The sequence below is a fragment of the Pseudoalteromonas nigrifaciens genome, assembly GCF_002221505.1.
GTDB classification, from domain to species: domain Bacteria; phylum Pseudomonadota; class Gammaproteobacteria; order Enterobacterales; family Alteromonadaceae; genus Pseudoalteromonas; species Pseudoalteromonas nigrifaciens.
On record NZ_CP011036.1, the window covers coordinates 2,231,573 to 2,252,495 of the forward strand.

The 20,923-nt window shown below is 37.3% G+C and carries 19 protein-coding genes; 12 read left to right on the top strand and 7 right to left on the bottom strand.

Annotated elements, in window-relative coordinates; genetic code table 11:
• Nucleotides 1-240: 240 nt before the first annotated feature.
• Together PNIG_RS10655 and PNIG_RS10660 are read left to right on the top strand one after the other, a co-directional pair.
• Nucleotides 241-630 (top strand): DUF2750 domain-containing protein, encoded by a 390-nt coding sequence (locus tag PNIG_RS10655; RefSeq protein ID WP_011328538.1) that lies wholly within the window; start codon nucleotides 241-243, stop codon nucleotides 628-630.
• Between the two features lie 362 nt (nucleotides 631-992).
• Nucleotides 993-1,967, top strand: coding sequence for a c-type cytochrome (locus PNIG_RS10660; RefSeq protein WP_244181033.1), 975 nt, complete (start codon nucleotides 993-995; stop codon nucleotides 1,965-1,967).
• Nucleotides 1,968-2,237: 270 nt separating this feature from the next.
• Here the strand turns inward: PNIG_RS10660 and PNIG_RS10665 are convergent, their stop codons facing one another.
• The gene (locus PNIG_RS10665) at nucleotides 2,238-2,771 is read right to left on the bottom strand and encodes a hypothetical protein (protein ID WP_089368468.1); all 534 of its coding nucleotides are present in this window, start codon (nucleotides 2,769-2,771) and stop codon (nucleotides 2,238-2,240) included.
• A 375-nt stretch (nucleotides 2,772-3,146) separates the two neighbouring features.
• Between PNIG_RS10665 and PNIG_RS10670 the strand changes: the two genes are divergently transcribed.
• Both PNIG_RS10670 and PNIG_RS10675 read left to right on the top strand, forming a co-directional pair.
• A complete protein-coding gene (locus PNIG_RS10670; RefSeq protein WP_089368469.1) occupies nucleotides 3,147-4,514 on the top strand; it encodes a hypothetical protein in 1,368 nt (455 codons plus the stop codon).
• A gap of 195 nt (nucleotides 4,515-4,709) precedes the next feature.
• On the top strand, nucleotides 4,710-5,366 hold the full coding sequence (locus PNIG_RS10675; protein WP_089368470.1) for an inovirus Gp2 family protein: 657 nt from the start codon (nucleotides 4,710-4,712) through the stop codon (nucleotides 5,364-5,366).
• A 190-nt stretch (nucleotides 5,367-5,556) separates the two neighbouring features.
• Here PNIG_RS10675 and PNIG_RS10680 read toward each other — a convergent pair whose 3' ends face one another.
• Genes PNIG_RS10680 through radC form a run of 4 tightly spaced genes read right to left on the bottom strand, consistent with a single transcriptional unit; the run spans nucleotide 5,557 to nucleotide 7,304 of the window.
• The gene (locus tag PNIG_RS10680; RefSeq protein WP_089368471.1) at nucleotides 5,557-5,796 is read right to left on the bottom strand and encodes a hypothetical protein; all 240 of its coding nucleotides are present in this window, start codon (nucleotides 5,794-5,796) and stop codon (nucleotides 5,557-5,559) included.
• A gap of 31 nt (nucleotides 5,797-5,827) precedes the next feature.
• On the bottom strand, nucleotides 5,828-6,388 hold the full coding sequence (locus PNIG_RS10685; RefSeq protein ID WP_089368472.1) for a tyrosine-type recombinase/integrase: 561 nt from the start codon (nucleotides 6,386-6,388) through the stop codon (nucleotides 5,828-5,830).
• 10 nt (nucleotides 6,389-6,398) lie between these two features.
• Nucleotides 6,399-6,818, bottom strand: coding sequence for a DUF2787 domain-containing protein (locus PNIG_RS10690; protein ID WP_089368473.1), 420 nt, complete (start codon nucleotides 6,816-6,818; stop codon nucleotides 6,399-6,401).
• Nucleotides 6,819-6,830: 12 nt separating this feature from the next.
• Nucleotides 6,831-7,304 (bottom strand): RadC family protein, encoded by a 474-nt coding sequence (gene radC / locus PNIG_RS10695; protein WP_010557264.1) that lies wholly within the window; start codon nucleotides 7,302-7,304, stop codon nucleotides 6,831-6,833.
• A 125-nt stretch (nucleotides 7,305-7,429) separates the two neighbouring features.
• Here radC and PNIG_RS10700 point away from each other — a divergent pair, with 125 nt between their 5' ends.
• Nucleotides 7,430-7,627 carry a helix-turn-helix transcriptional regulator gene (locus PNIG_RS10700; protein WP_010557263.1) on the top strand — a complete coding sequence of 66 codons (198 nt, stop codon included), beginning with the start codon at nucleotides 7,430-7,432 and terminating at the stop codon, nucleotides 7,625-7,627.
• A gap of 35 nt (nucleotides 7,628-7,662) precedes the next feature.
• Here PNIG_RS10700 and PNIG_RS10705 read toward each other — a convergent pair whose 3' ends face one another.
• Together PNIG_RS10705 and PNIG_RS10710 are read right to left on the bottom strand one after the other, a co-directional pair.
• A complete protein-coding gene (locus tag PNIG_RS10705) occupies nucleotides 7,663-8,691 on the bottom strand; it encodes a hypothetical protein (RefSeq protein WP_089368474.1) in 1,029 nt (342 codons plus the stop codon).
• Nucleotides 8,667-9,542: a hypothetical protein gene (locus tag PNIG_RS10710; RefSeq protein WP_089368475.1), complete on the bottom strand. Its 876-nt coding sequence runs from the start codon at nucleotides 9,540-9,542 to the stop codon at nucleotides 8,667-8,669. Before PNIG_RS10710 ends, PNIG_RS10705 begins: the two co-directional genes overlap by 25 nt.
• Before the next feature lie 307 nt (nucleotides 9,543-9,849).
• Here PNIG_RS10710 and PNIG_RS10715 point away from each other — a divergent pair, with 307 nt between their 5' ends.
• From PNIG_RS10715 to PNIG_RS10745, 7 genes are read left to right on the top strand one after another with little or no spacing between them, the layout of a single operon-like run.
• The gene (locus tag PNIG_RS10715) at nucleotides 9,850-10,725 is read left to right on the top strand and encodes a BrxR family transcriptional regulator (RefSeq protein ID WP_089368476.1); all 876 of its coding nucleotides are present in this window, start codon (nucleotides 9,850-9,852) and stop codon (nucleotides 10,723-10,725) included.
• 2 nt (nucleotides 10,726-10,727) lie between these two features.
• The gene (locus PNIG_RS10720) at nucleotides 10,728-11,489 is read left to right on the top strand and encodes a hypothetical protein (protein WP_089368477.1); all 762 of its coding nucleotides are present in this window, start codon (nucleotides 10,728-10,730) and stop codon (nucleotides 11,487-11,489) included.
• 2 nt (nucleotides 11,490-11,491) lie between these two features.
• Nucleotides 11,492-12,031, top strand: a complete 540-nt coding sequence (locus tag PNIG_RS10725; RefSeq protein ID WP_089368478.1) for a BREX protein BrxB domain-containing protein — start codon at nucleotides 11,492-11,494, stop codon at nucleotides 12,029-12,031.
• 11 nt (nucleotides 12,032-12,042) lie between these two features.
• Nucleotides 12,043-15,552: a BREX system P-loop protein BrxC gene (gene brxC / locus PNIG_RS10730; RefSeq protein WP_089368479.1), complete on the top strand. Its 3,510-nt coding sequence runs from the start codon at nucleotides 12,043-12,045 to the stop codon at nucleotides 15,550-15,552.
• A gap of 25 nt (nucleotides 15,553-15,577) precedes the next feature.
• Nucleotides 15,578-18,985: an Eco57I restriction-modification methylase domain-containing protein gene (locus PNIG_RS10735; protein WP_089368480.1), complete on the top strand. Its 3,408-nt coding sequence runs from the start codon at nucleotides 15,578-15,580 to the stop codon at nucleotides 18,983-18,985.
• The gene (locus PNIG_RS10740; protein ID WP_089368481.1) at nucleotides 18,986-20,263 is read left to right on the top strand and encodes an AAA family ATPase; all 1,278 of its coding nucleotides are present in this window, start codon (nucleotides 18,986-18,988) and stop codon (nucleotides 20,261-20,263) included. It abuts the gene before it with no gap.
• A complete protein-coding gene (locus PNIG_RS10745) occupies nucleotides 20,260-20,910 on the top strand; it encodes a retron system putative HNH endonuclease (RefSeq protein WP_089368482.1) in 651 nt (216 codons plus the stop codon). The genes PNIG_RS10740 and PNIG_RS10745 overlap by 4 nt, the downstream gene beginning before the upstream one ends.
• Nucleotides 20,911-20,923 lie beyond the last annotated feature (13 nt).

Genomic DNA, 20,923 nt, shown 5'->3' on the forward strand with positions numbered 1-20,923 from the left:
GGAATGGCTAAGCACTAAATGCTCAACCTAAATAGCAAGTATGGTGTGTAAATGCGGCCATTTGGTAAACATTCAAGGGTATTTTTGAATGAACGCTCAAATTAATAATAAAACTTATACTTACAGAGCCGTAAATTAGATCTATATAGGGTAAATTAAATAATAACTTTTCACCACACTGTCATATAACTCGATATACTTACACTTAATACCAAGCCATAAACTTAGAGTAAGCAAATTATGACAACAGCAAATAACACAGAACAACACGACGTAATTTTAGGCCTTGGTGCCAAAAAACGACTCGCTTTTATGTTTGAAACCACACAGCAATTTAAACAAGTATGGATTTTAAACGATGACGATGGCTGCGTTATGCTCACCAACGAAGATGACGACTGCGTACCCGTATGGCCAACTCGCGAGTTTGCACAAGCATGGGCCACTGGCGAATGGGAAGGTTGTACGCCTAAAGCTATTCCCACACAAGATTGGATAAACCGCTGGACACCCGGCTTAGAAGACGACGACTTACTTATTGCCGTTTTTCCAACCGAAGACGACGACGGCACTATACTGTTTCCGGATGAGTTTGATACACAATTAAAAATGCCAAAGAAAAAATATTAAGCACTTTCCCTCAAAACAGTAAAGCCATGCTCACAATAATGGTTTTACTGTTTTATACAGCCCCTTTGCAATTGCGGCCCTTATTAAATCCTCGCTTTATATTACTAAGCTATAAATTTCCGTCCAATTAAATCGCCCGCTAAATAGCATAATATTGTAACTATTAATGACCAACACGCCCTAAAAATTAAAATAAAATATACATTTTAAATAATTATTAACTATATTTTTAAATACAATAAATTATGGTTTTTTTAATCGCTAACTTTTAGCCAAATAACGTCGGCAAACCGATTTAAAGCAATAGGAAAATGGTTTTTCAGGCGTATAATCCACACACTTTTATACCCTAGGGTCAAATTATGTTTCAACTCCGTCTCATTACTATTTTAAGCGCTATCTTAGCGCTATTTGCTTGCTCTGAGCCAGTACCTGAACCAGCTAAACAAACAACCGCTAAAACCACTGCTGTTGAAAAAGCAACCAGCCAAAATGCAACTAGCATTACTACAAAAGCAACGGCCGAACCACAATCAGATATACAAAAAGCGCTAAGCAATGCGCCAGTAATTACTAACCTATCAGCAAGCCACCCAAACACCTTATCAACGCCAAATATTAACGATTTAGATAATAGCCCTGAATCTGATTTAATTCGTTACGGGCGTTTATTAGTTATCGATACCTACCGCCAATTACCCGAAAACGTTAATAACAAACTAAACTGTAGTTCTTGCCACCTAAACGAAGGCCGCGTAGCTAACGCAGCCCCTTATGTAGGTATGAACGTGGTTTATCCTAAGTTTCGTAGCCGTAATGCTAAAATAAACACTATTGAAGATCGTATTAATGGCTGTTTTCAACGCTCAATGAACGGCCAACCATTAATAACCGACTCTACACAAATGCAAGCTATGGTCAGCTACATGAACTTTTTATCGCAAGATATAAAAACGAAAGATGACTTAAAAAGTAATAATGGTTTTATAGCAATTAATAAAGACCTAGAGCCAAACACAGAAAATGGTAAAACATTGTATGCACAGCACTGTGCAAGCTGCCATCAAATGGACGCCAAAGGTTTATACCCTAGTGGCACTTATATGTTCCCAGCAGTAGCAGGCGACAACTCATTTAACGACGGCGCAGGTATGGCACGTACTTATACCGCCGCTGCATTTATAAAAGGCAACATGCCACTTGGCCAAGAAGGTATTTTAACTGACCAAGAAGCCGTTGATATTGCATTTTACTTTAGCCACCTAGCACGCCCAGCATTTGCCGCTAAAGCAAACGACTGGCCTGAAGGCGGCGCACCAAAAGACGTACGCCGTTAATAGTATTAACTACGGTTAAATAATAAGACAAAAAAGCCAGTTGGATTAACCCACTGGCTTTTAATAACATATATAATTTTATTTCAGGCACAAAAAAGGACGTCATAAGACGTCCTGATATTGAATAATGGTGGAGGGAGAGGGATTCACCTAAACACCGTAAGCAACTGATTTAAAATGATAAAAACGGAAAACTATAAGCACCTGTAATACTAATAGGAATACTATAAAAAAAACTCCTAAATATCAGAAAGAAACGTGGTGTTCAATCTACTCGCCCCATGTATCCAATAGCCTAGTTATTTTATCATCAATCATTGATAACTTATCGTTTATTACCTTGTTCTCCGAGTTATCGTCGCTATACGATCTCTTTTTTAAAACATATGCATCCTTCACCGTTGTATCGTTAGAGATCAGTTTAGGATTTGTTCTAGCGTAATTTATTAGCTTTTCAATGTATTTAGATTGAGATATTTTATCTGCATTACTTAAAACCTTAAGTTTATCTCGTGCTGACTTAGACACTTCTAACTGAAGTTTACACACTTTATTAGATGCATTCTTTAAGCCTCTTTCATAGCTTTTCCAAGCTTTATGCAGCCTTTGCACCTCGACTTTTTGAGTATCCTTATTAGAACTGCACCCTTTAACTTCATATCTAATGAAGCCATTTAATGAAGCATTTTCAGATTTAAAATATTCAGCATAGTTTGAAAATCGATATGCTAGCCAGTTGCGCAAATCTTCATTATCTTCCTTGACCCACTTCAAAATATTCTTGCTATCAATCCAATCTGTCATTAGTTCTTCCCTGTGCTTTAATGTTTGTTGCTGTTATCAAAAACAATAATCCAACACTAATCTATAAGCAACTACTTTGCAGTCAGAAACTAAACCCCTTCTTATTAAGAGGTGCAATTAGACACCAGCTAAAATCCAAGTTAGATATTTATCAATGCTCACATCAAAATTCCAGTTAACTCCCTTAGACGCTAAGTTAAAATCTCAGTTAGCTACTCAATTAGATTTTTTAAATAAACTAAAACTCTAAACAACCTCTAATTGAGATTAAATTATATCCCCATATTTTAATGACAAAAAAACACCCTGTTTTACTGTTATTAAATAGATAAACTGGCTACTATATCTACAAAAATTATAGCGCACGGTAATTAAATGAATAAGTTTTTCACTTCAACAGCTAGCCTATCAGCATATTCAAAATGGGTTTTAATTTGTTTAATTGTGGATAAAACTATTGGAGATGAATTATCTAAAACTGACTTCATTAAACGAGAATGTCCATACAATAAATTCAATAAAGTTGTAGATGAACTACTAAATATCGATGCCATTTCAGAGCATAAAGTTAAACAGTCTAATCGGGGAAGGCCTAAGATCTATTATAATTTTATCTACGATACACCCAATGAAATTAGTAAATTAATATCTAGCGAAATACTTGCAAAAATAGAGGGTAAAGATTTAAGAGTGCCTATAAAAATACTATGGTGCTTCTTCGTGTTAAACCAAAATGAATTTGGCTATATAGAAGGCTTTACAATGGCAAATATAGCTACAGCATGTGGGTTAGAATCTACTCAGCTAAAAACGGCTATAAAGCTACTTAAAAATGAAAACTTAATAAGCCAGTCAGTAACAGGATGTACGATAAAAAAATATCACAGTGTAAAGCCAAAAGTAAGAAAAGGCTTAGTAGGTAGTGAAGCTAATAATTTAAAACGTAGTTCAACATTTAAACTAAACAATAAAGAAACATATGCAATTTATTTAATAACATTACCCTCAAACAGGAAAAGAAAATTGAATTCATTCACAACCATATTCTTTTCATTACTAATGGAAAAACATCTCAAAAACGATTCAATTTTTGTAGAGTTACTTCATTTCGACAATACATGGTTAGATAGTGATACCAAACAAAATGATGAAATTCAATTTTTAAGGCAACAGCCAACTCAAGTTTTTGATTACTTCGACGATGTGTTGTTTAAGCTAGTTTCTTACGGCTTATCACGCTTACTTACTAGGAAGGAGTATGAACTTAATCCTATTTCAGAAGAAGATGCATTCAATCAGATTTTAAGTCCTGCAAGCTTTGAGTTCATGACAGCTATTCAGGGGCGTTTAACCTCTGAGCTAATAGGAAGTTTCGCGAACATACTCATTCATTATATTTTATTTACCTTCTATCTAAATAGATGTGATGTGAACCTTCCTATTACCCCTAGTAAACAAGAGTACTTTTCATGGGTAACTAGCTTGACTTGTCCAAATAAAAATATTGATATAGAGCTCATAAGAACCCCTACCAAAGTTAAGTTTTCAGGTGTTTTTTCAATAGAAAATTTAGTTATTTCTTCTACTATCGATTTTAGCGATAAAGTCAAAATTACCAATATGAACGTAGATTTTAGAGACCCTAAATCGGCTTTAGAATCTGGTCAACACCCCGTTTTTCAATGCGTCCCGGATTCCTTTGCGCATTTTTATAAGACAGTCATAACTTCAGAGCAATTATGAATACGCTAAACAGCATCTCTGTAATGTGCTCATGAAATTAACCACCACAAACTGAGCTGGTTTTATTAGTATAAATTTCGGTTTGGTAATATATATTAGAGTTACTAGTAACTGAGTCATTATTACAACAAATACAAATTAAAAAACTACAACTCATACACCTGATATGAACTAATACTTATCAGGAGAAAGAGAATGAAAAACCCAACACAGTACCAAATAATTAAATGTTCTTCATATAATGAGTACAACGTACTAGCAAGAAAAAAACAGCCGTTAATTAGACCCTACCTAGATGCTATTCAAAAAGTAATGGATAACGCTATCACAGAACATAAAAGAACCTTTGCAGTAAGAGTTGACTTAAGGTTACCTGATTATTCAAATACAGTTGATTTAAATAGCAATGATGTTTGTACTCGTTTTATTGCATCACTTACAGCACAGATTAAAGCTGATGCGATACGTAAAAAGCGCGAAGGTAAAAACCCACACCCTTCTAGTGTTCGTTTTATTTGGGCAAGAGAGAAAAACACTGCACATAAACAGCATTATCATTGGGTACTACTTTTCAATAAGGATAGGTATCACTGCACAGGTAAGATTGACATCGGTAATGACAATTTATTTACTAGAATTACAGCTGCATGGGCTAGTGCTTTAAGTTTACCTTTTAATGAAGCGCTACGGCTTGTGCATTTACCAAAAAATGCGCACTACTACCTTGACGCTAACAATACAAATTTTACAGCGGATTACAGCAGTCTTTATAGACGAGCTAGTTATTTAGCAAAGCTTAATACGAAACAATATGGTTTAGGGCAGCGTTGTTTTGGTTATAGTCAGAGGTGACATTCTAATTAAGACCTGTGCTTCTCATAATTAGTTCTAACGCGCTATTGAGACCTTCAACTAGCTAAATAAGCCTACGCCCTTAGTATATAAGGGCTGGCAAGTTCCCAAAATAGCATTACGAGAAGCGCTATTTACGCTACAAAAGCAAAAAAAGAACGCACTGCATAAATGCGTTCTTTGTTTACTTCTAATCAAATAAACTCGCTACTCCAGCCAGCAAGCCACTAGCAACAGCCAATGGCACCGTAACAGGTGTAGATGCCACACCTAACCCAACTACTATCGCACCAGATACAGCAGCTCCTGCTACAGCACCAGAGCTTACAGCAATGGCTGTTCGACTGAGTGACGGCTCACTACTACCGGTTATCTGTTTAGAGACTTCATTTCCTACTACACCGCATGTAACGGCTTTTTCTAACGACATAACAAACTTACTCCTATTATATGTAATAAATTTATAGCTCTAACTCTTCAAAGTCTTTATCAATTTCCTCCTGGGTTATTCCAATGTAACGCAGTGTTGTTGCTTCCGAGCTATGGCGAAGCATTTTCATTACACGGGCGATATCTTGGGTTTTATGATAGAGGTGGTAACCTCGTGTTTTACGCATTGAGTGAGTACCTAACTTTAAATTAAGCTCTTCACCCACCAGCGCAAATGCTCTGGTAACAGCCCTGCGTGATAAGGGCCGTGGTCTTGAACTTTTAGCTTGTTGATTACGATACGATTGAAATAAGTAAACATGGTTGGGGTGAGTGACACGTACTTCATGGATAAACGCTAATGCTTTCTGATTTAACTTAATCTCTGCTAGCTTGCCTGTTTTACTCTCAAATATAATTAACCTATCGTTTTGTATATCCGTAAATTTAACAGACAATAAATCAGATATACGCAATGCTAGGTTCAATCCTATATTCCAAATATGGCTCATTTGCTTAGAGCAACGTTTTTCGAGCAAGTAACTAATTAACTTAACTGTATCAAGGTCCTTAATCGCTTGTACTTCAGCCATAGCCAACTCCTTACTCTGTTGTAATAGTTACTTGGTAGCAACCTGTGTTGTAATACTCAACAAAGTTAGTCACAAACAAGGCTAAAAGCTCCTTGCCCTCTCGTTCACTCAACCAGCCCACCAGCATGTGATATACACGTTTAATCACAAAGCAAACATCAATCTCTTTTACTAATTCAGAATCAGGTCGGCCCTGGTATGAAAAATCAGTAATATATACAAGCATCCAACCAATACCCCGCTTTTCTAGCCTGACCTCGACTGGATGAAAGCCACCAGCTTTAGCACTGTAGTTTTTATCACGGAAATTAATAGTTAACTCACTCGTATTCCCTATCGACTCATCTTTTTTAGTGATGGCATTTATAATCACATCAATAAATGACTCAGGTACATTCAAACCTGCTACTTGTTCTATTTTAATAGCCATAACCTACTCCCTTTAAATTAAGCCATGTTCAGCAAATGAATAACTGGTTTCACCAATGATGATGTGATCAACTATCGAAACATCAATAAGGTTAAGTGCTTGCTGTAATTTGGTAGTAATAAGCTTGTCAGCTTGTGAGGGCGTGCTAACACCCGAAGGATGGTTATGCGCAAGTATTACAGATGCTGCATTTAGCGCTAATACTTCTTTAACCACTTCTCGTGGGTATACGCTTGCTGCGTTAATAGTCCCCCTAAATAACTCTTTATATTCAAGTATGCGGTTTTGGCTATCCAAGAACAGAACGGCAAACACCTCATGCTCAATCAACGCCAACTTATGCCTTAAATATTCTTCACTGTCTTTCGGACATGTTAAAGCCCCATGCCTAAATTGCTTTTGAGCGATTATGTAAGCAGCAGCTTCAAGTATTTGTTCATCACTTACAGGGTGATCAAATTCGTATAGTGACTTGTTATTTTGCATTGTTATCCCCTCTTAATGGTTTATGCAAAATAGTGATGTATGTGCTTAACGTTTTTGTTTCGCCTCAGTAAAAAATTACTACCTCCGGAAAGGATATGTACTAATAACCTAACCGGAGAAATCCCATGCGTTTAATCAAATTAAAAGAAGTTTTACATATCACAGGCTTAAGCCGTTCAACTGTTTATCGCTTTATGAGCGCTGGTGGATTTCCAATGAAGGTCGAGCTAGGTGGCAACTCTGTAGCCTGGGTAGAAAGTGAAGTTGAAGAATGGATAAGCGAAAAAATTGGGAAAAGAGACACTGCAAGTACTGCAGCTTAAAGTGCTACCCCATAGCGGGGTAGCTTTAATAAAGCCTACTTGCTTAATTCATAGCAAAGTCTAAAGCCTGTTTTTATGCCTTTATATTTACCTGTACAATCTCGCGGACCAGATGCCCTTAATACATTAGCGTCGCCATAAAAAGAGGTTAAACTTGCTGAACGAATACTTACGCCTTCCAAAAGCCATTCTGCAAAAAAGTTCGAGTCTATAAATTCCAACCCATTTTTTTCAAAATTAGTTAAATTCTCAGGAAACCGTAATGTCAAAGCATCAAAGTCACTCTCATTCATATATGGTGGGTGCCCGGGGTACTGCCTACCGTCAGGTGTATGAAAGGTCATATCACTGCCTTTATTAGAGTGTGCACTTTTTCCAACTTCATTATCTCTGACAGCTAAGTACTCGTCGTAAGCTAGTAATCTTAGTGGAACGTTTGTTTCTTTTTCTGCCCAGCTAATATAAGCCAGCACATCATAAAAAGTACATGTAGCAGCTAAACCTTTATAACACTCACTATTTAATGGGGGTAACGAGTCACCCTTTCTGGTAGCAAAATATTCATGGTTTTTATGTAAAAAATCATTTATTTCATCTATGGTTATAAGCTCTGAAACCATTAGCTCTTTCTCGGCTAGCTTAATCTTTTTAAAGCCATGTAAGCGCTTATTCGAGCTGCGGCTTTCAGTAATATAATCACCAGACACTTCATAATAATTTTGTAATATTACATGTTGCCCAGGGTAATTTTTAGTTAAACCGCCATTAGCATAGTAATGTTGCTCTGCTAAGTGGCTGCCTAATTCACGATTACCTTTATAGTTAAAGTACTCCCAACGCTTAAATCGATAGTCTTCAATAAAGCTTGGTATATCAGCTCGTTTTAGATAATCACCATATATCTGATGTGAAAAAACCTTATCTCTTTGGTTTTTAATTAAAAAGTCATAGTTGCCACTATTGTCAGAAAGGAAAATAAGATTTTCGTTGTAAGGTATTACATTAACCCATCCACAATCACTAGCCTGAAGCCACTCATTTAATGCATTTGAAAAAAACTCCATTTGTTTTTTATTGATTGAATTTCAGATTGTAGCGTTCCCTCTTCAAAATAAACTTCTACCTCTGAATCAGGGCCATAACAATACGTATCACAAAGATTGTCCCCGAGTAAGTTATAACAACTGGATACAGTATTGTGATTCTTAACTAATATTAGTTCTGCAGCAGTAGTTACTAACTCTCTATGTTTAACTGCAGTTGGAGTAGCGTCTTGAGCTTTATCATCAGTGATAAGGTCTATGAAACTTGGTAGGCTTGATTTATCGACCACCTTAAAAGCTACTTTTGCTGATAGCCCTTGGGATAAAAGCTGCTGTTGACGCTCATTTAATTGAGTTATGTCATAGCCATCACTGAAAACCTTTAAATGAATATCGTTGGTAATTATACTTTCCCAATCACTATCAACCTCAAGTGCGGTATTTAGCTCTAGCATATCCCAGGTTAAAACACCTGAAAAATCGAAGTCGTGCCCAGTAAATAACTTATTCGGCATCTGCCCTTTTGAGTAAAACAGCCTCTCAGATACTTGCTGGTGGGTAAATTGTGTGTAGCCTAGTTGCATTCCACGGCATTTATGCTCAAGTAAATTAACTCGTTTATGCAAGTTATGCTTTACCATGAATGGCTTAATCTTTTCTTCAAACTCATTTGCGTAGTTAGCAAAACCACCCTTAATACCGAGGCTTTTAGCTAGTATATTAAGCCTTGTGGTAGGAGATATTTTTTCTCTGTCTTTAATAATTTTTTTAGCTGAGTATTTTAAGTTCTCTGGTGTTAAACCAGTTAAAGGCAGTATATGAAATTTTTCTAGAGGGATGTATGTAGTTGGAACTGAGGTATTGTTTTTCATTCTATAACCTTAAAAAATAGTTAAAGCCCCGTTGTATATTTTAAACGGCGTACTTCTGGCTACTAAGTCCAAGAATGAAGTGTATATCGTAGGTGTTATCTGAAAACGATTCGAGTGCTTTGTTTTGTAAGAAGTACATTACAAACCGCAGGTAAGCCTCTGCCCTTAAAACGCAATTTAATTGCTAAAACATTTAATGTCAAATGTTTATTGTAGTTATTTAAGAAACACACCACATTAACTCATTTTGATTGCATCTTTAACTTTGCCTGATATAGTTACTACAAAATAATGATTTAGTATATTTATGACTAGTACCGCATTGGATGCACTCACACATGCGCAGAGGGAACGCTTAGCGTTCATAGATTTTAATCTGCAGTACTTTGGCCAAGTTGCAAGAGCTGATTTAATTCAGCGTTTCAAAACTGGCTTAGCCGCGTGTACTCGTGATTTTTCATCATATAAAGAACTTGCACCCAAAAATCTATTATTGAGTCATACAACTAAAAGCTACCACCGCTTAGAAAGCTTTAAACCCCTTTTCGAACACAACGCTGAGAGTATTCTCAGCGCCTTATGCCGTGGTTTTGGTGATGGCTTATCAAGTAATATTCAGCCTAGTAGTTACTGCCAAGATGCAACGCGCTTGATACACCCAAATAGTGAAGTAATCGCGACTCTTATGCGTGCTATTACGTCTAAGCTCGCTATTGAGTGCCAATATACATCACTAACCTCAGGCACTACTTCAAAGCTATTGGTACCCCACTCTATTGTAAATAATGGTACTCGCTGGCATGTACGAGCTTTTGATAGAACCAAGCAACAGTTTAGAGATTTTGTTACCACCCGTATTGAATGTCCAAAAATACTGCTGTCACTCATTAAACCTGAAGAATCCGCAGATAAAGACACCCAATGGCAGACCATATACGATATAATTTTAACCCCGCATCCAAAGCTACAATATCCAAAAGCAATAGAGCTTGATTACGCAATGGAAAATGGGCAATTAAAATTAGAAATAAGAGCCGCTCTACTTGGTTATTTGCTTAGGCAGTGGAATGTAGACTGTACAGATAAAGGCATATTAAACTGTAATACTTACCAGCTGCATTTGAGCAATAAATCACAGCTTAATCTTAAAGATATTGAGATAGCCCCAGGCTATCAGGAATGAACATGGTTGAAGAAAACACACTTAGCCAAATAGGCTTCAAATTTGGTAAAAATGGCGCTCACTCAGCTAGAAGTATGATGATCGAAGATCTTAAATTATTACTTTTTTCCCGTGATGAAGCTGCAACACAAGAAGATTACCGAGAAGATATTGTAAATTTCAATATATTACATAAACCAACAGAAAAGTCGCGTTTATTAACATATAGGCATCTTATTGACCTATATACACTAGACAAAAATATAACTTTATTTAGTGTATTAAGAAGTTGGTGGGAAATTAAAGAGGACTCTCAGGCTTTGCTTGCACTTCAGCTTGCTGTTGCAAGAGATCCATTGCTGCGTTCTTCCGTTCAAGTAATCCAACAGTTAGAAATCGGCGAACATTTACCCAGAGAAACAATGGAAACATTTTTAGCTAAAGACGATCCCATGCGTTTTAGCTCGGCATCATTAAAATCATTTGCCCAAAATATTAATGGTACGTGGACACAGGCTGGTTATTTATCAGGTAAAAATAAAAAGTATCGTGAAATTCCGCTTGTTAGTTTCGTTAATGTTGCATACTCGCTTTTTTTAGGACATTGCAATGGATACAGTGGTCAACGATTATTCGACAGTTTCTGGTGTCAAATGCTTTGCCAAGATATGAACACACTATACGATTTAGCTTACATGGCATCATTAAGAGGCCTTATAAAGTATAAGCATGCCGGTGATGTTATTGAGATTTCGTTTCCTGACATTACATTACCGGAGCTCTGAACATGGCTGATCGAATATCAAAGCTACTAGAAAGTTATGAAAGTCACATAAGCATACAATGGAATCAGCTACTTTCTGCTGAAGAACGAGCAGTAATAGTCGTATATGACAAAGCTGATGAGCTCAAATTGCAAGCTCGTTTGGGAGAGTTTGAGCTAGCTACTAAAACTCATCAACATGGTTGGCAACATTACGATCTAAGCGACGCCTTTCCTAATTGGATGATGAATCAAAAAAGAATAACGCCATACTTTAAGCGGCCTGGACTTCTAAAAACTAAATACAGCTATTTTTTTGAAGATTTAGTCGAGCAAATTATAACGAATATAGAACCCTCTCATACAGAAAAAGACGTACTCTGTTTATCTAGTTGCGGCACACTATTTGGTTTTTTATCTATATCCGACTTACTTAAAGCCATCAGCAAACGCGTTACTGGTCGAGTAGTATTATTCTTCCCTGGCGAAAAAATAGATAATGTATTCAGGTTATTAGATGCAACAGATGGTTGGGGCTACCAAGCCACTACAATTTCAAATTAAGGAACAATAAAATGTTACATGAAATTTTTCATAATGATCCACTGAAAAAACGGTTAGCTAACAACGGAGTAGCAACTGTAAACGACGATACATCAAATGAGTCATATCAAACTCTTATTTACGAATTAGAAACCTTTGTATGTACAGGTGCTTATGAAAAAGGCTTTCAAGCAATATTAGATGCATTCCTCAGTAACTTGGAAACAAATGAGCCTGATAAGCCTGATAAACCTGATAAACCTGATAAAAAAACAAATGAACAGCCAGGCGTTTGGATCAGTGGCTTTTATGGTTCAGGTAAATCTCATTTAGCAAAAATGATAAGAACACTTTGGACTAATAATGAAATAGAGGCTGGTAAAACAGCTAGAAGTTACACAGACTTACCTGAAAAAATTGGTAAATCCCTAGATGAGTTAACTCAAGTAGCGAATAATTATGGTGGTCTTCATGCTGTATCTGGAACATTAGGCTCTGGCACAAGCAACGTCCGTCTTACATTATTAGGACTAATTTTTAAATCTGCGGGCCTACCAGAACAATACCATTTAGCACAGTTTGTTATGTGGCTTAAAAGCAAAGGTATATATCAACAAGTAAGAGAGTTTGTTGAACAAAACGATGATGCTCAAGATTCATGGCGAGAAGAATTAAAAGACTTTTATATTTCAGAACTTATAGCTGAAGCGTTATCTCAACACCTACCAGGCAATAAAACGCTAGATAACATATCAGATTTATTATTAGCCCAATTCCCCGAAAAAACAGAAGTTTCACTAGACGAAATGATATCAGCAATTGTTGATGCGTTATCTCGTAATAACGAGATGCCTCTTACGCTCATTGTCTTAGATGAGTTACAACAGTTTTTGGCACAAGACTACGAAAAACGTGTTTATGAGGTTCAAGAAATTGTTGAAAAGTGCTGTAAAGCGAGTCAACTAAAATCAAAATTACTATTTGTTGCCACAGGACAAAGTGCATTAAATAGTAGCGCTTTATTAATGAAACTGCTTGGACGTTTTCAAGTCCCAGTTCAGCTTGCTGATACAGATGTAGACGAAGTAATACGAAAGGTTATTTTACTTAAAAAAGAATCAGCTAAGCCAAATATTTCAAACTTACTTAACGATAATTTGGGTGAAATAACTCGTCACCTGGGTGGCAGTAAGATAGCACATAGGCGTGATGATGAGAAAAATATTGTTGCCGATTATCCACTATTACCAGTCCGTCGTCGTTTTTGGGAAGAAGTACTCCCTGCATTAGATAGAACAGGCACTGGCTCACAGTTACGTAACCAATTAAGAATTGTCCACGATGCACTGAAACAAAATGCAAACCAACCTCTTGGTTATATAGTACCTGCTGATTTCATTTATCAACAGATTGCAACTAGCCTGTTACAGGCTGGCGTTATATCTAAAAGTATTCATGAAACAATTGGTGGAAAAATGTCAGGTAATGCTGAGCAACAACTTCAAGCTCGCTTACTCTCACTTATTTTACTTATTGGCAAACTGCCTGAAGAAAAACAGCTTGGTATTTATGCTACTGAAGAAGCACTAGCTGATCTTTTATTAGAAAACTTAACTACTGGCAAACATGAATTACGGCCACTAGTGCCTAAAATGCTTAAAGTGCTTGAAGATGAACACGAAATTATGGCGCGCGATACTGACGAAGGCCGTATTTATAATTTACAAACACTAGAAAGCCAAGCTTGGTACGATGAATTTAGAAACCAAGAGAATGACTTACTAGGAAACCAGCAAACATTAGACGCTTACCGTAGTAAAGAAATACAAAGTTATATTCGCAAGCAAGTAGCAAAAGTACGTATAACACAAGGTGAAGTCGCTGTTTCTCGCCCTCCTAGCGTTATTTTTGATTTGGTATTACCTGCAGATGCAAATAAACGCATTTCAATATGGGCTCCAGAGCAAAGCAAGCGTGAATTTGATGATGAATCTCGTGGAGCCGATTCAGATAGTTCAACTATTTTCGTTTATGTTCCTAATAGTTACCGAAGCGAACTACAAAAAGCAATAGTTGAATTTAAAGCCGCTGAAAACACTCTAGAAGTAAGAGGCAGAGCCACAACAGATGCTGGTAAAGATGCACGACAAGCAATGGAAACACGTTTGCGTAGTGCCGAAAATACCAAAAAACGATTACTTAATGAGATTTTTGAGTCGATTCAAGTACGCATGGCTGGCGGTCAAGAAGTAGAGGGTGATTCCCTTTACGAACAAGTACAACATGCCGGAGAGCTAGCTTGCCAACGCCTTTATCATAAATTCAAAATGGCTGATAATAAAGGTTGGGCTAAAGTATATGAGCGAGCAAGTACTCAGGGCGATGCAAATGCACTTGAGGCGATTGGCTATAACGATGAAGCTGAAAAGCACCCTGTTTGCGCCGAAATCAAACGCTATATTGGCGTAATGAAAACTGGTAGAGAAATTATTGAACAATTCGATAATGCTCCTTATGGTTGGGGTAAAGACACTATTGAAGGAGCTTTGTATGCCATGCTAGCCGCAGGCGTGTTAAAAGCCAATGACGGACAAGAGAATTCTATTGATGCCAAAAGCTTAGTTCGCTCTTCTGTTACCCAAACTAAATTCCGCCCAGAAAGCGTTACATTAAACAAAGTACAGATTATTAAGATCCGTGGTTTAATTAATGCCCTGCTACCTGAAGGGCAAAATTGTAGTACAGGCGAAGAACACAGTAAGCTAAAGTTAGCAATTCAAAATGCCAAGCATATTGCGCGAAGTGCAGGTGGTGAAGCTCCATTGCCTTTAGCACCTAGTACCACAATCCTTACCAACTTAGAAATATACGATGGTAACGAGCAGTTACAACACGCATTCGACTCAAAAGACGAAATCCTAAACCATTTTAATCAATGGCAAGAACAAGCCGATTTAGCTAAAGTGCGTATCAATCAATACTCAGAGCTTAAAACAGCCATTCATTACTGTAAAAATTTAGCTGTTTATAAAAACTTAGAGCAACAGCATCAAGCTATTATTAATAATCGTAACTTATTAGACGACCCAAACCCAGTACCACCTTTACTTAGCCAAGCTGCAAATGCATTAAGGGATCAGATAACGGCTAAACTTACTGAATACGAAAACGAGTTTAACACTTGCCTTCTCGACTTAAATGACGATGAAAACTGGGCGGAAATCTCCCAGGATAAACAACAAGCACTACTTGCTGAACGTAAATTGTTAAACATCCCTACTGTTGACTTATCAAGCACAGCTGCAGTATATGACGCTGTTGATGAAACCAGCTTTGAACAATGGAGTGACCGCATATCTGCCCTACCGGGTAAGTTTAGTGCTCTGTTAAAAGATGCAATTAGCGAACTTACTCCAAAAGTAAGGTATAGCCGAATTAATAAGCCCATGATTAAAACAGAAGATGACCTTCAAAAATGGCTTAGTGAGGTTGAGGCACAAATAAAAGCAGAGCTTACTAACGGCCCTGTAGTACCTAGCTAATATAAGCTTGCTAAAGGAATAAAAAATGAGAAAACCATTAGATAAAACATTACGCAGTAAGCTTGAAAAAACAGTAGAAAAAGCACGTGACATAGTTGAAATAGCAGTAACAGAAGCACTCACTCGTCTAGGTATTAGTGATGGCAGCGCACCTAGCTATTTATCAGACGAAGAACGTAAATTAAGAAATCGATTGCGTGCTCATGGCCGCCAATTGGGTGATGTACTCAACAAAGAGTCAGGCAAGCAAGAAACAGAGTTATTAATTAATGAAATGGCATACGAGCATTGGCATCGTATGCTATTTGCTCGCTTTTTAGAGCAAAGTGACTTATTAATGTATGACCAAAACACTCACGTAACCCTAGATGAGTGTTTTGAGCTAGCTGAAGAAGAACCCGATGTAAAAGACGGTTGGGAATTCGCTGGGCAATTAGCACAAAAAATGTTGCCGCAAATATTCCGAGCTGACTCGCCTGTATTTGAAGTAAAGCTCTCAATTAATCATGTTAATACCCTTGAAGAACTTATTGCTAAACTTCATGAAAACACTTTTCAGGCATCAGACGCCTTAGGCTGGTGTTATCAATTTTGGCAAAACAAAAAGAAAAAACAGGTTAACGAATCAGGCATAAAAATTGGTGCTAAAGAACTAAGCCCAGTCACTCAGTTATTCACCGAACCCTATATGGTGAGCTTTTTACTCGACAATGCATTAGGCGCTTGGTGGGCAAAACATCGTTTAACACAAGACGATTTAGCGACTGCCACCAGTGAACAAGAGCTTAGAGAACTAGCCTCTATTCCCGGTGTACCGCTTGATTATTTGCGATTTGTTCAAGATGAAGAGTCAAAAACTTGGTCCAATGCCGCAGGTGATTTTGATAAATGGCCAGAAGATTTAAGTGAATTTAAATCGCTCGACCCTTGCTGTGGGTCAGGTCACTTTTTAGTGGCCAAATTTTTAATGTTAGTGCCAATGCGCATGGAGTTAGAATCACTAAGCGCTAAACAATCGATTGATAAAGTTATTGCTGAAAATATCCATGGTTTAGAACTTGACCAACGCTGTCTAGAATTGGCGGCATTTGCCTTAGCTCTTGAAGCATGGCGTTATCCTGGTGCTGGTGGTTATCGCCAGTTACCTGAGTTACAACTAGCTTGCTCTGGTGTATCAATAACCGAAGCACAGAAAGAATGGAAAGATTTATTAAAGGCTGATAATAGCCAACAAGGTGCTGTTAAGTGGATGCACCAGACATACATCAATGCGCCAGTGTTAGGTAGTCTAATTGAGCCCGAAAATCATTTTGATAAGCCATGGGATATTATTAATAGTACACTAATTAAAAAGGGTAATATATCTGAAGGATATGAAACAATTTCTTCTGGTTTAGTGATGTGCTCAAGTATATTAACTAATAGATACCACTTCATAGCAACAAATCCACCTTACCTTACAAAAAATAAATTCACGGAAAGTCTTAACGACTTTGTAGAAAAACATTACCCGCTCTCTAAGCTAGATCTAGCGACTGTATTTATTGAAAGGATACGTAAGTTACTTACACCATCCGGTGTATATGCTTTAGTAACACCTCAACACTGGTTTTATCTTTCTGGTTATAAAAGACTAAGACAAAAAATATTAGAAAGTGACACTATTAAGTTAGCTACTGGTCTTGGTGGTGGAGCTGACTCTTTCTCAATTGGACCTGGTAATATAACTACAATATCTATGTTTATCATTAGTGTAAATGAAAAGCATCCGACTTATAAAACATTAGATTTATCTTTAATTAAGCCTATATCTAATAAAATAAAAGCTCTAGCTTCTGTAAATTTTAATATTATAAAAGTAGCTCAAGTTGAAAAAACAAAAGGGATTGAAATTGTAACCTCTCAATCCGAGACATTAGAGACATTGAATGATTATGTATCCTCTTATGCGGGCTTGCAAAGTGGTGACTTCCCAAGGTTTGGAAGAAAATTCTTTGAACTAAGCAAAATAACTTCTGCGTGGTCTTTTCAACAAAGTACAGTTAGTAAAAGCTCTAATTTTGGTGGTTTAGAAAACCTATTTCACTGGCAAAATGGTCAAGGTGAATATCTTAAATATTTAACAGAAAGGTTAGGCGCTGGAAAGGAGAAAGCCTGGTTGAGGGGAGAGAGTGCCTGGGGTAATAAAGGAATTTCTGTTAGGACTATGGGTGAACTACCATCCAGCATGTACCTTGGAACTAAATTTGACAATAATGTAGCTGTAATCATACCAGACGATCCTAAGGATTTGCCTGGACTTTGGATGTATTGCTCATCTCCAAGTTTTAATAAAAATATAAGATCAATAAATCAAAAGTTAAATGTAGATAATGGGTACTTATTGAAGGCCAATTACGTAAAAGCTGAATGGGATGAAATCGCGATTAAACAATTTCCTTATGGTCTTCCATTACCATATTGTGATCATCCCACCCAATGGGTTTTTCACGGTCACCCCTCTGCCTCAGTGACCTGGAATGACGAGACTAAAACTACTTTAATCAGCGAACTACGACAAGATGACACAGTTCTACAAGTAGCTTTAGCCCGCTTATTAGGTTACCGCTGGCCAGCAGAGCTGGACACGGAAATGGAATTAGCTCCTGAAATGCGTGAAATCATCGCTCAAAATAAAGTTTTTGATGGCTTAGTTGATGACGATGGTATTGTCTGTATCCCCGCAGTTCGCAGTGAAAAAAGAGCGGTGAAACGCGTAGAGGCAATTTTACATAAAGCCTATGGCGATAAGTGGTCTAGCAATGTAGAAGATAACCTTTTAAAAACCGTAAAAGCCAAAGATCTAGAAGAATGGCTACGTGATAAGTTCTTTGATCAACACTGTAGACTATTTCAACACCGCCCGTTTATTTGGCAAATATGGGATGGCGAAAAAGATGGTTTTTCTGCACTAGTCAACTACCACAAATTTGACTATAAAGCCCTTGAACGCTTAATCTATACTTACCTCGACGATTGGATCGGTTCTCAAAAGCGCGACCTGGCTGATGGAAAAGAAGGGGCTGATATACGCTTAAGAGCAGCAGAGAATTTGAAAAAACAGTTAGAAGCAATTCTTGTTGGCGAAGAAAGTTTAGATATTTTTGTTCGCTGGAAGCCACTAGCAGAACAACCTATCGGTTGGAATCCAGACTTAAATGATGGTGTACGCTTAAACATCCGCCCGTTTATGAAAGCGAAAGATGTCGGTAAAAAAGACGCAGGCATACTGCGTTCAAAACCCAATATCCACTGGAAAAAAGACCGCGGCACCGACGTGCCTTCAGCCCCATGGTTTGATCTTGGGTTGGAATACGGCGGTAAACAAGGTGACCGTATCAACGACCATCACCTAACACTGGCCGAAAAAAAAGCAGCAAAGGAAGCTCAGTAAATGTTTATTGATAGAATTAAGCTCGAAAATTTTCGCGGCTTAGGAGAAATAGAGCTTAGTTTTGATGAACATATAAACCTACTAGTTGGGGTAAATGGCGTGGGTAAATCATCTGTGCTTGAAGCTATGGGGATTATGCTTTCAACATTTACCAACAGAGTAAAGGGTACGCCTGGCTACACAAAAAAACTAACCAATGATGATATTAAATCAGGTACTGAAGAATTAAGTTCAACCGTTTTCATGCAGTTTAAAGGCGAACCTTTAAGTTGGTCTACTACGCGATTTGCTAAAGATCATGGTTCTGGAAAAACACAATCTTCAGAATTAGACATACTAAATAATATTATTAAGCCGCTAAGCCATAAGCTTAATGAAGAGCAGAAACTTGAGGAATACCAAACTAGTGTTCCTCTTGCCGCTTACTATAGTGTAAATAGGCTTTTCAGAGGAAAAGCCAACTCTAATGATATTAGAAAAATAAAATATGCACCTCTTGATGCTTATGAAAAATCGGTATCAATAGATGGTGTGTATTTTAAAGCATTAGCTAATTGGTTTGGTTATCGCCAACGTTACCTTGAAAGCAGGCAAGGTAAAAGTGCTAGTACTAATGACCTGCAATTAAGAGCTGTTGAAAGGGCGATCACTACTTTTTTACCTGAATTTAGCGAACTTCGATATGATGAAAAGTTAAAGGAACTTTTCATCTACAAAGATCAAGAAGCGCTAAAACTAAAACAGTTATCAGATGGTGAGCTTTGTTTGATTGCTCTCATAGCCGATATAGCCCGAAGGCTAGCCATTGCTAATCCAGCTTTAAATAACCCTCTTAAAGGTGAGGCAATAGTTCTAATAGACGAAATTGACTTGCATTTGCACCCTGGCTGGCAACGAAAGCTAATAGCAAATTTTCAGGAAACGTTTCCTAACACACAGTTTATTTTTTCTACCCACAGTCCTCAAATGATTAGCCATATTGAACCTAAAAATATGTGGCTTTTTAAACGTGAAAATAGTGAGGTTGTTGCATTTAGACCTGAAAAGTCGCTTGGAATGGATAGCAATAGTATTTTACTCCAACACTTGGAAGTCGATGAGCGAGAACCTGAAACTAAAAATGAGTTAAATAAGTTGTTTATACACATCGAGGAGAATGAATTAGAACAAGCCGAGGGCTTAATTAATGTGTTAATTAAAAAGTGCGGCAATATTGATGAGTTGCGTCGTGCTAGCGCAATTATTAAGCGCAAAAGGCTGTTGGAGCTTGATGAATGAAACAGATAATCAAGGACAATGAGCCGCAAGAAGTTATTGATTGGAAAGCCTTAGCTAATGATGACTGGCAGCCAAATTTTGATGAGTTATCTGGCGCTGAAAAACGAGCAATGAGGCAAAGCTTACTGAAAGAGCAAGGTTCTATCTGCTGCTACTGTAACCAAGATATTAGTAATGATGATTTTCATATTGAGCATTTTAGACCTCAAGAAACATTTGAAGCTTTAGAGTTAGAGTATTCTAACTTGCATGTATCTTGCCTTAAAAATAAGAAGCCAGGGACTCCTAGCCATTGTGGGGATGCTAAGAAAAATTGGTTTGATGCTCGGCTAACTTTATCTCCATTAGATAACCATGAAGCTAGTTTTAAATACCTTGCTAATGGTGGTATTAAAGCAAGTATTCAAAATGCATCTGATATGATCGATGAATTGAATTTAAAAGAAGAGTCGCTAAAAGCTAAACGACAAGCCGAAATTTCTGGCATTCTCGATGAAGATTTTATTTCGAATGCAACTCCCAATGATTTAGTAAACTTATATAGAAGAATCAGCCAAAAAGTTGATGACAAATATCAACCTTTTATTGTGGCAATACAGCAACAAATAAAGCAACTTTTAACAACAAATGTTGCTGCTAACCTCTAAGGTGAGTGTTAAA

What these genes read in the sequence shown, in the direction of transcription:
- PNIG_RS10655 (WP_011328538.1), top strand. Translation starts at nt 241, where the DNA reads ATGACAACAGCAAATAACACAGAACAACACGACGTAATTTTAGGCCTT.
- PNIG_RS10660 (WP_244181033.1), top strand. Translation starts at nt 993, where the DNA reads ATGTTTCAACTCCGTCTCATTACTATTTTAAGCGCTATCTTAGCGCTA.
- PNIG_RS10665 (WP_089368468.1), bottom strand. Translation starts at nt 2,771, where the DNA reads ATGACAGATTGGATTGATAGCAAGAATATTTTGAAGTGGGTCAAGGAA.
- PNIG_RS10670 (WP_089368469.1), top strand. Translation starts at nt 3,147, where the DNA reads ATGAATAAGTTTTTCACTTCAACAGCTAGCCTATCAGCATATTCAAAA.
- PNIG_RS10675 (WP_089368470.1), top strand. Translation starts at nt 4,710, where the DNA reads ATGAAAAACCCAACACAGTACCAAATAATTAAATGTTCTTCATATAAT.
- PNIG_RS10680 (WP_089368471.1), bottom strand. Translation starts at nt 5,796, where the DNA reads ATGTCGTTAGAAAAAGCCGTTACATGCGGTGTAGTAGGAAATGAAGTC.
- PNIG_RS10685 (WP_089368472.1), bottom strand. Translation starts at nt 6,388, where the DNA reads ATGGCTGAAGTACAAGCGATTAAGGACCTTGATACAGTTAAGTTAATT.
- PNIG_RS10690 (WP_089368473.1), bottom strand. Translation starts at nt 6,818, where the DNA reads ATGGCTATTAAAATAGAACAAGTAGCAGGTTTGAATGTACCTGAGTCA.
- radC (WP_010557264.1), bottom strand. Translation starts at nt 7,304, where the DNA reads ATGCAAAATAACAAGTCACTATACGAATTTGATCACCCTGTAAGTGAT.
- PNIG_RS10700 (WP_010557263.1), top strand. Translation starts at nt 7,430, where the DNA reads ATGCGTTTAATCAAATTAAAAGAAGTTTTACATATCACAGGCTTAAGC.
- PNIG_RS10705 (WP_089368474.1), bottom strand. Translation starts at nt 8,691, where the DNA reads ATGGAGTTTTTTTCAAATGCATTAAATGAGTGGCTTCAGGCTAGTGAT.
- PNIG_RS10710 (WP_089368475.1), bottom strand. Translation starts at nt 9,542, where the DNA reads ATGAAAAACAATACCTCAGTTCCAACTACATACATCCCTCTAGAAAAA.
- PNIG_RS10715 (WP_089368476.1), top strand. Translation starts at nt 9,850, where the DNA reads ATGACTAGTACCGCATTGGATGCACTCACACATGCGCAGAGGGAACGC.
- PNIG_RS10720 (WP_089368477.1), top strand. Translation starts at nt 10,728, where the DNA reads ATGGTTGAAGAAAACACACTTAGCCAAATAGGCTTCAAATTTGGTAAA.
- PNIG_RS10725 (WP_089368478.1), top strand. Translation starts at nt 11,492, where the DNA reads ATGGCTGATCGAATATCAAAGCTACTAGAAAGTTATGAAAGTCACATA.
- brxC (WP_089368479.1), top strand. Translation starts at nt 12,043, where the DNA reads ATGTTACATGAAATTTTTCATAATGATCCACTGAAAAAACGGTTAGCT.
- PNIG_RS10735 (WP_089368480.1), top strand. Translation starts at nt 15,578, where the DNA reads ATGAGAAAACCATTAGATAAAACATTACGCAGTAAGCTTGAAAAAACA.
- PNIG_RS10740 (WP_089368481.1), top strand. Translation starts at nt 18,986, where the DNA reads ATGTTTATTGATAGAATTAAGCTCGAAAATTTTCGCGGCTTAGGAGAA.
- PNIG_RS10745 (WP_089368482.1), top strand. Translation starts at nt 20,260, where the DNA reads ATGAAACAGATAATCAAGGACAATGAGCCGCAAGAAGTTATTGATTGG.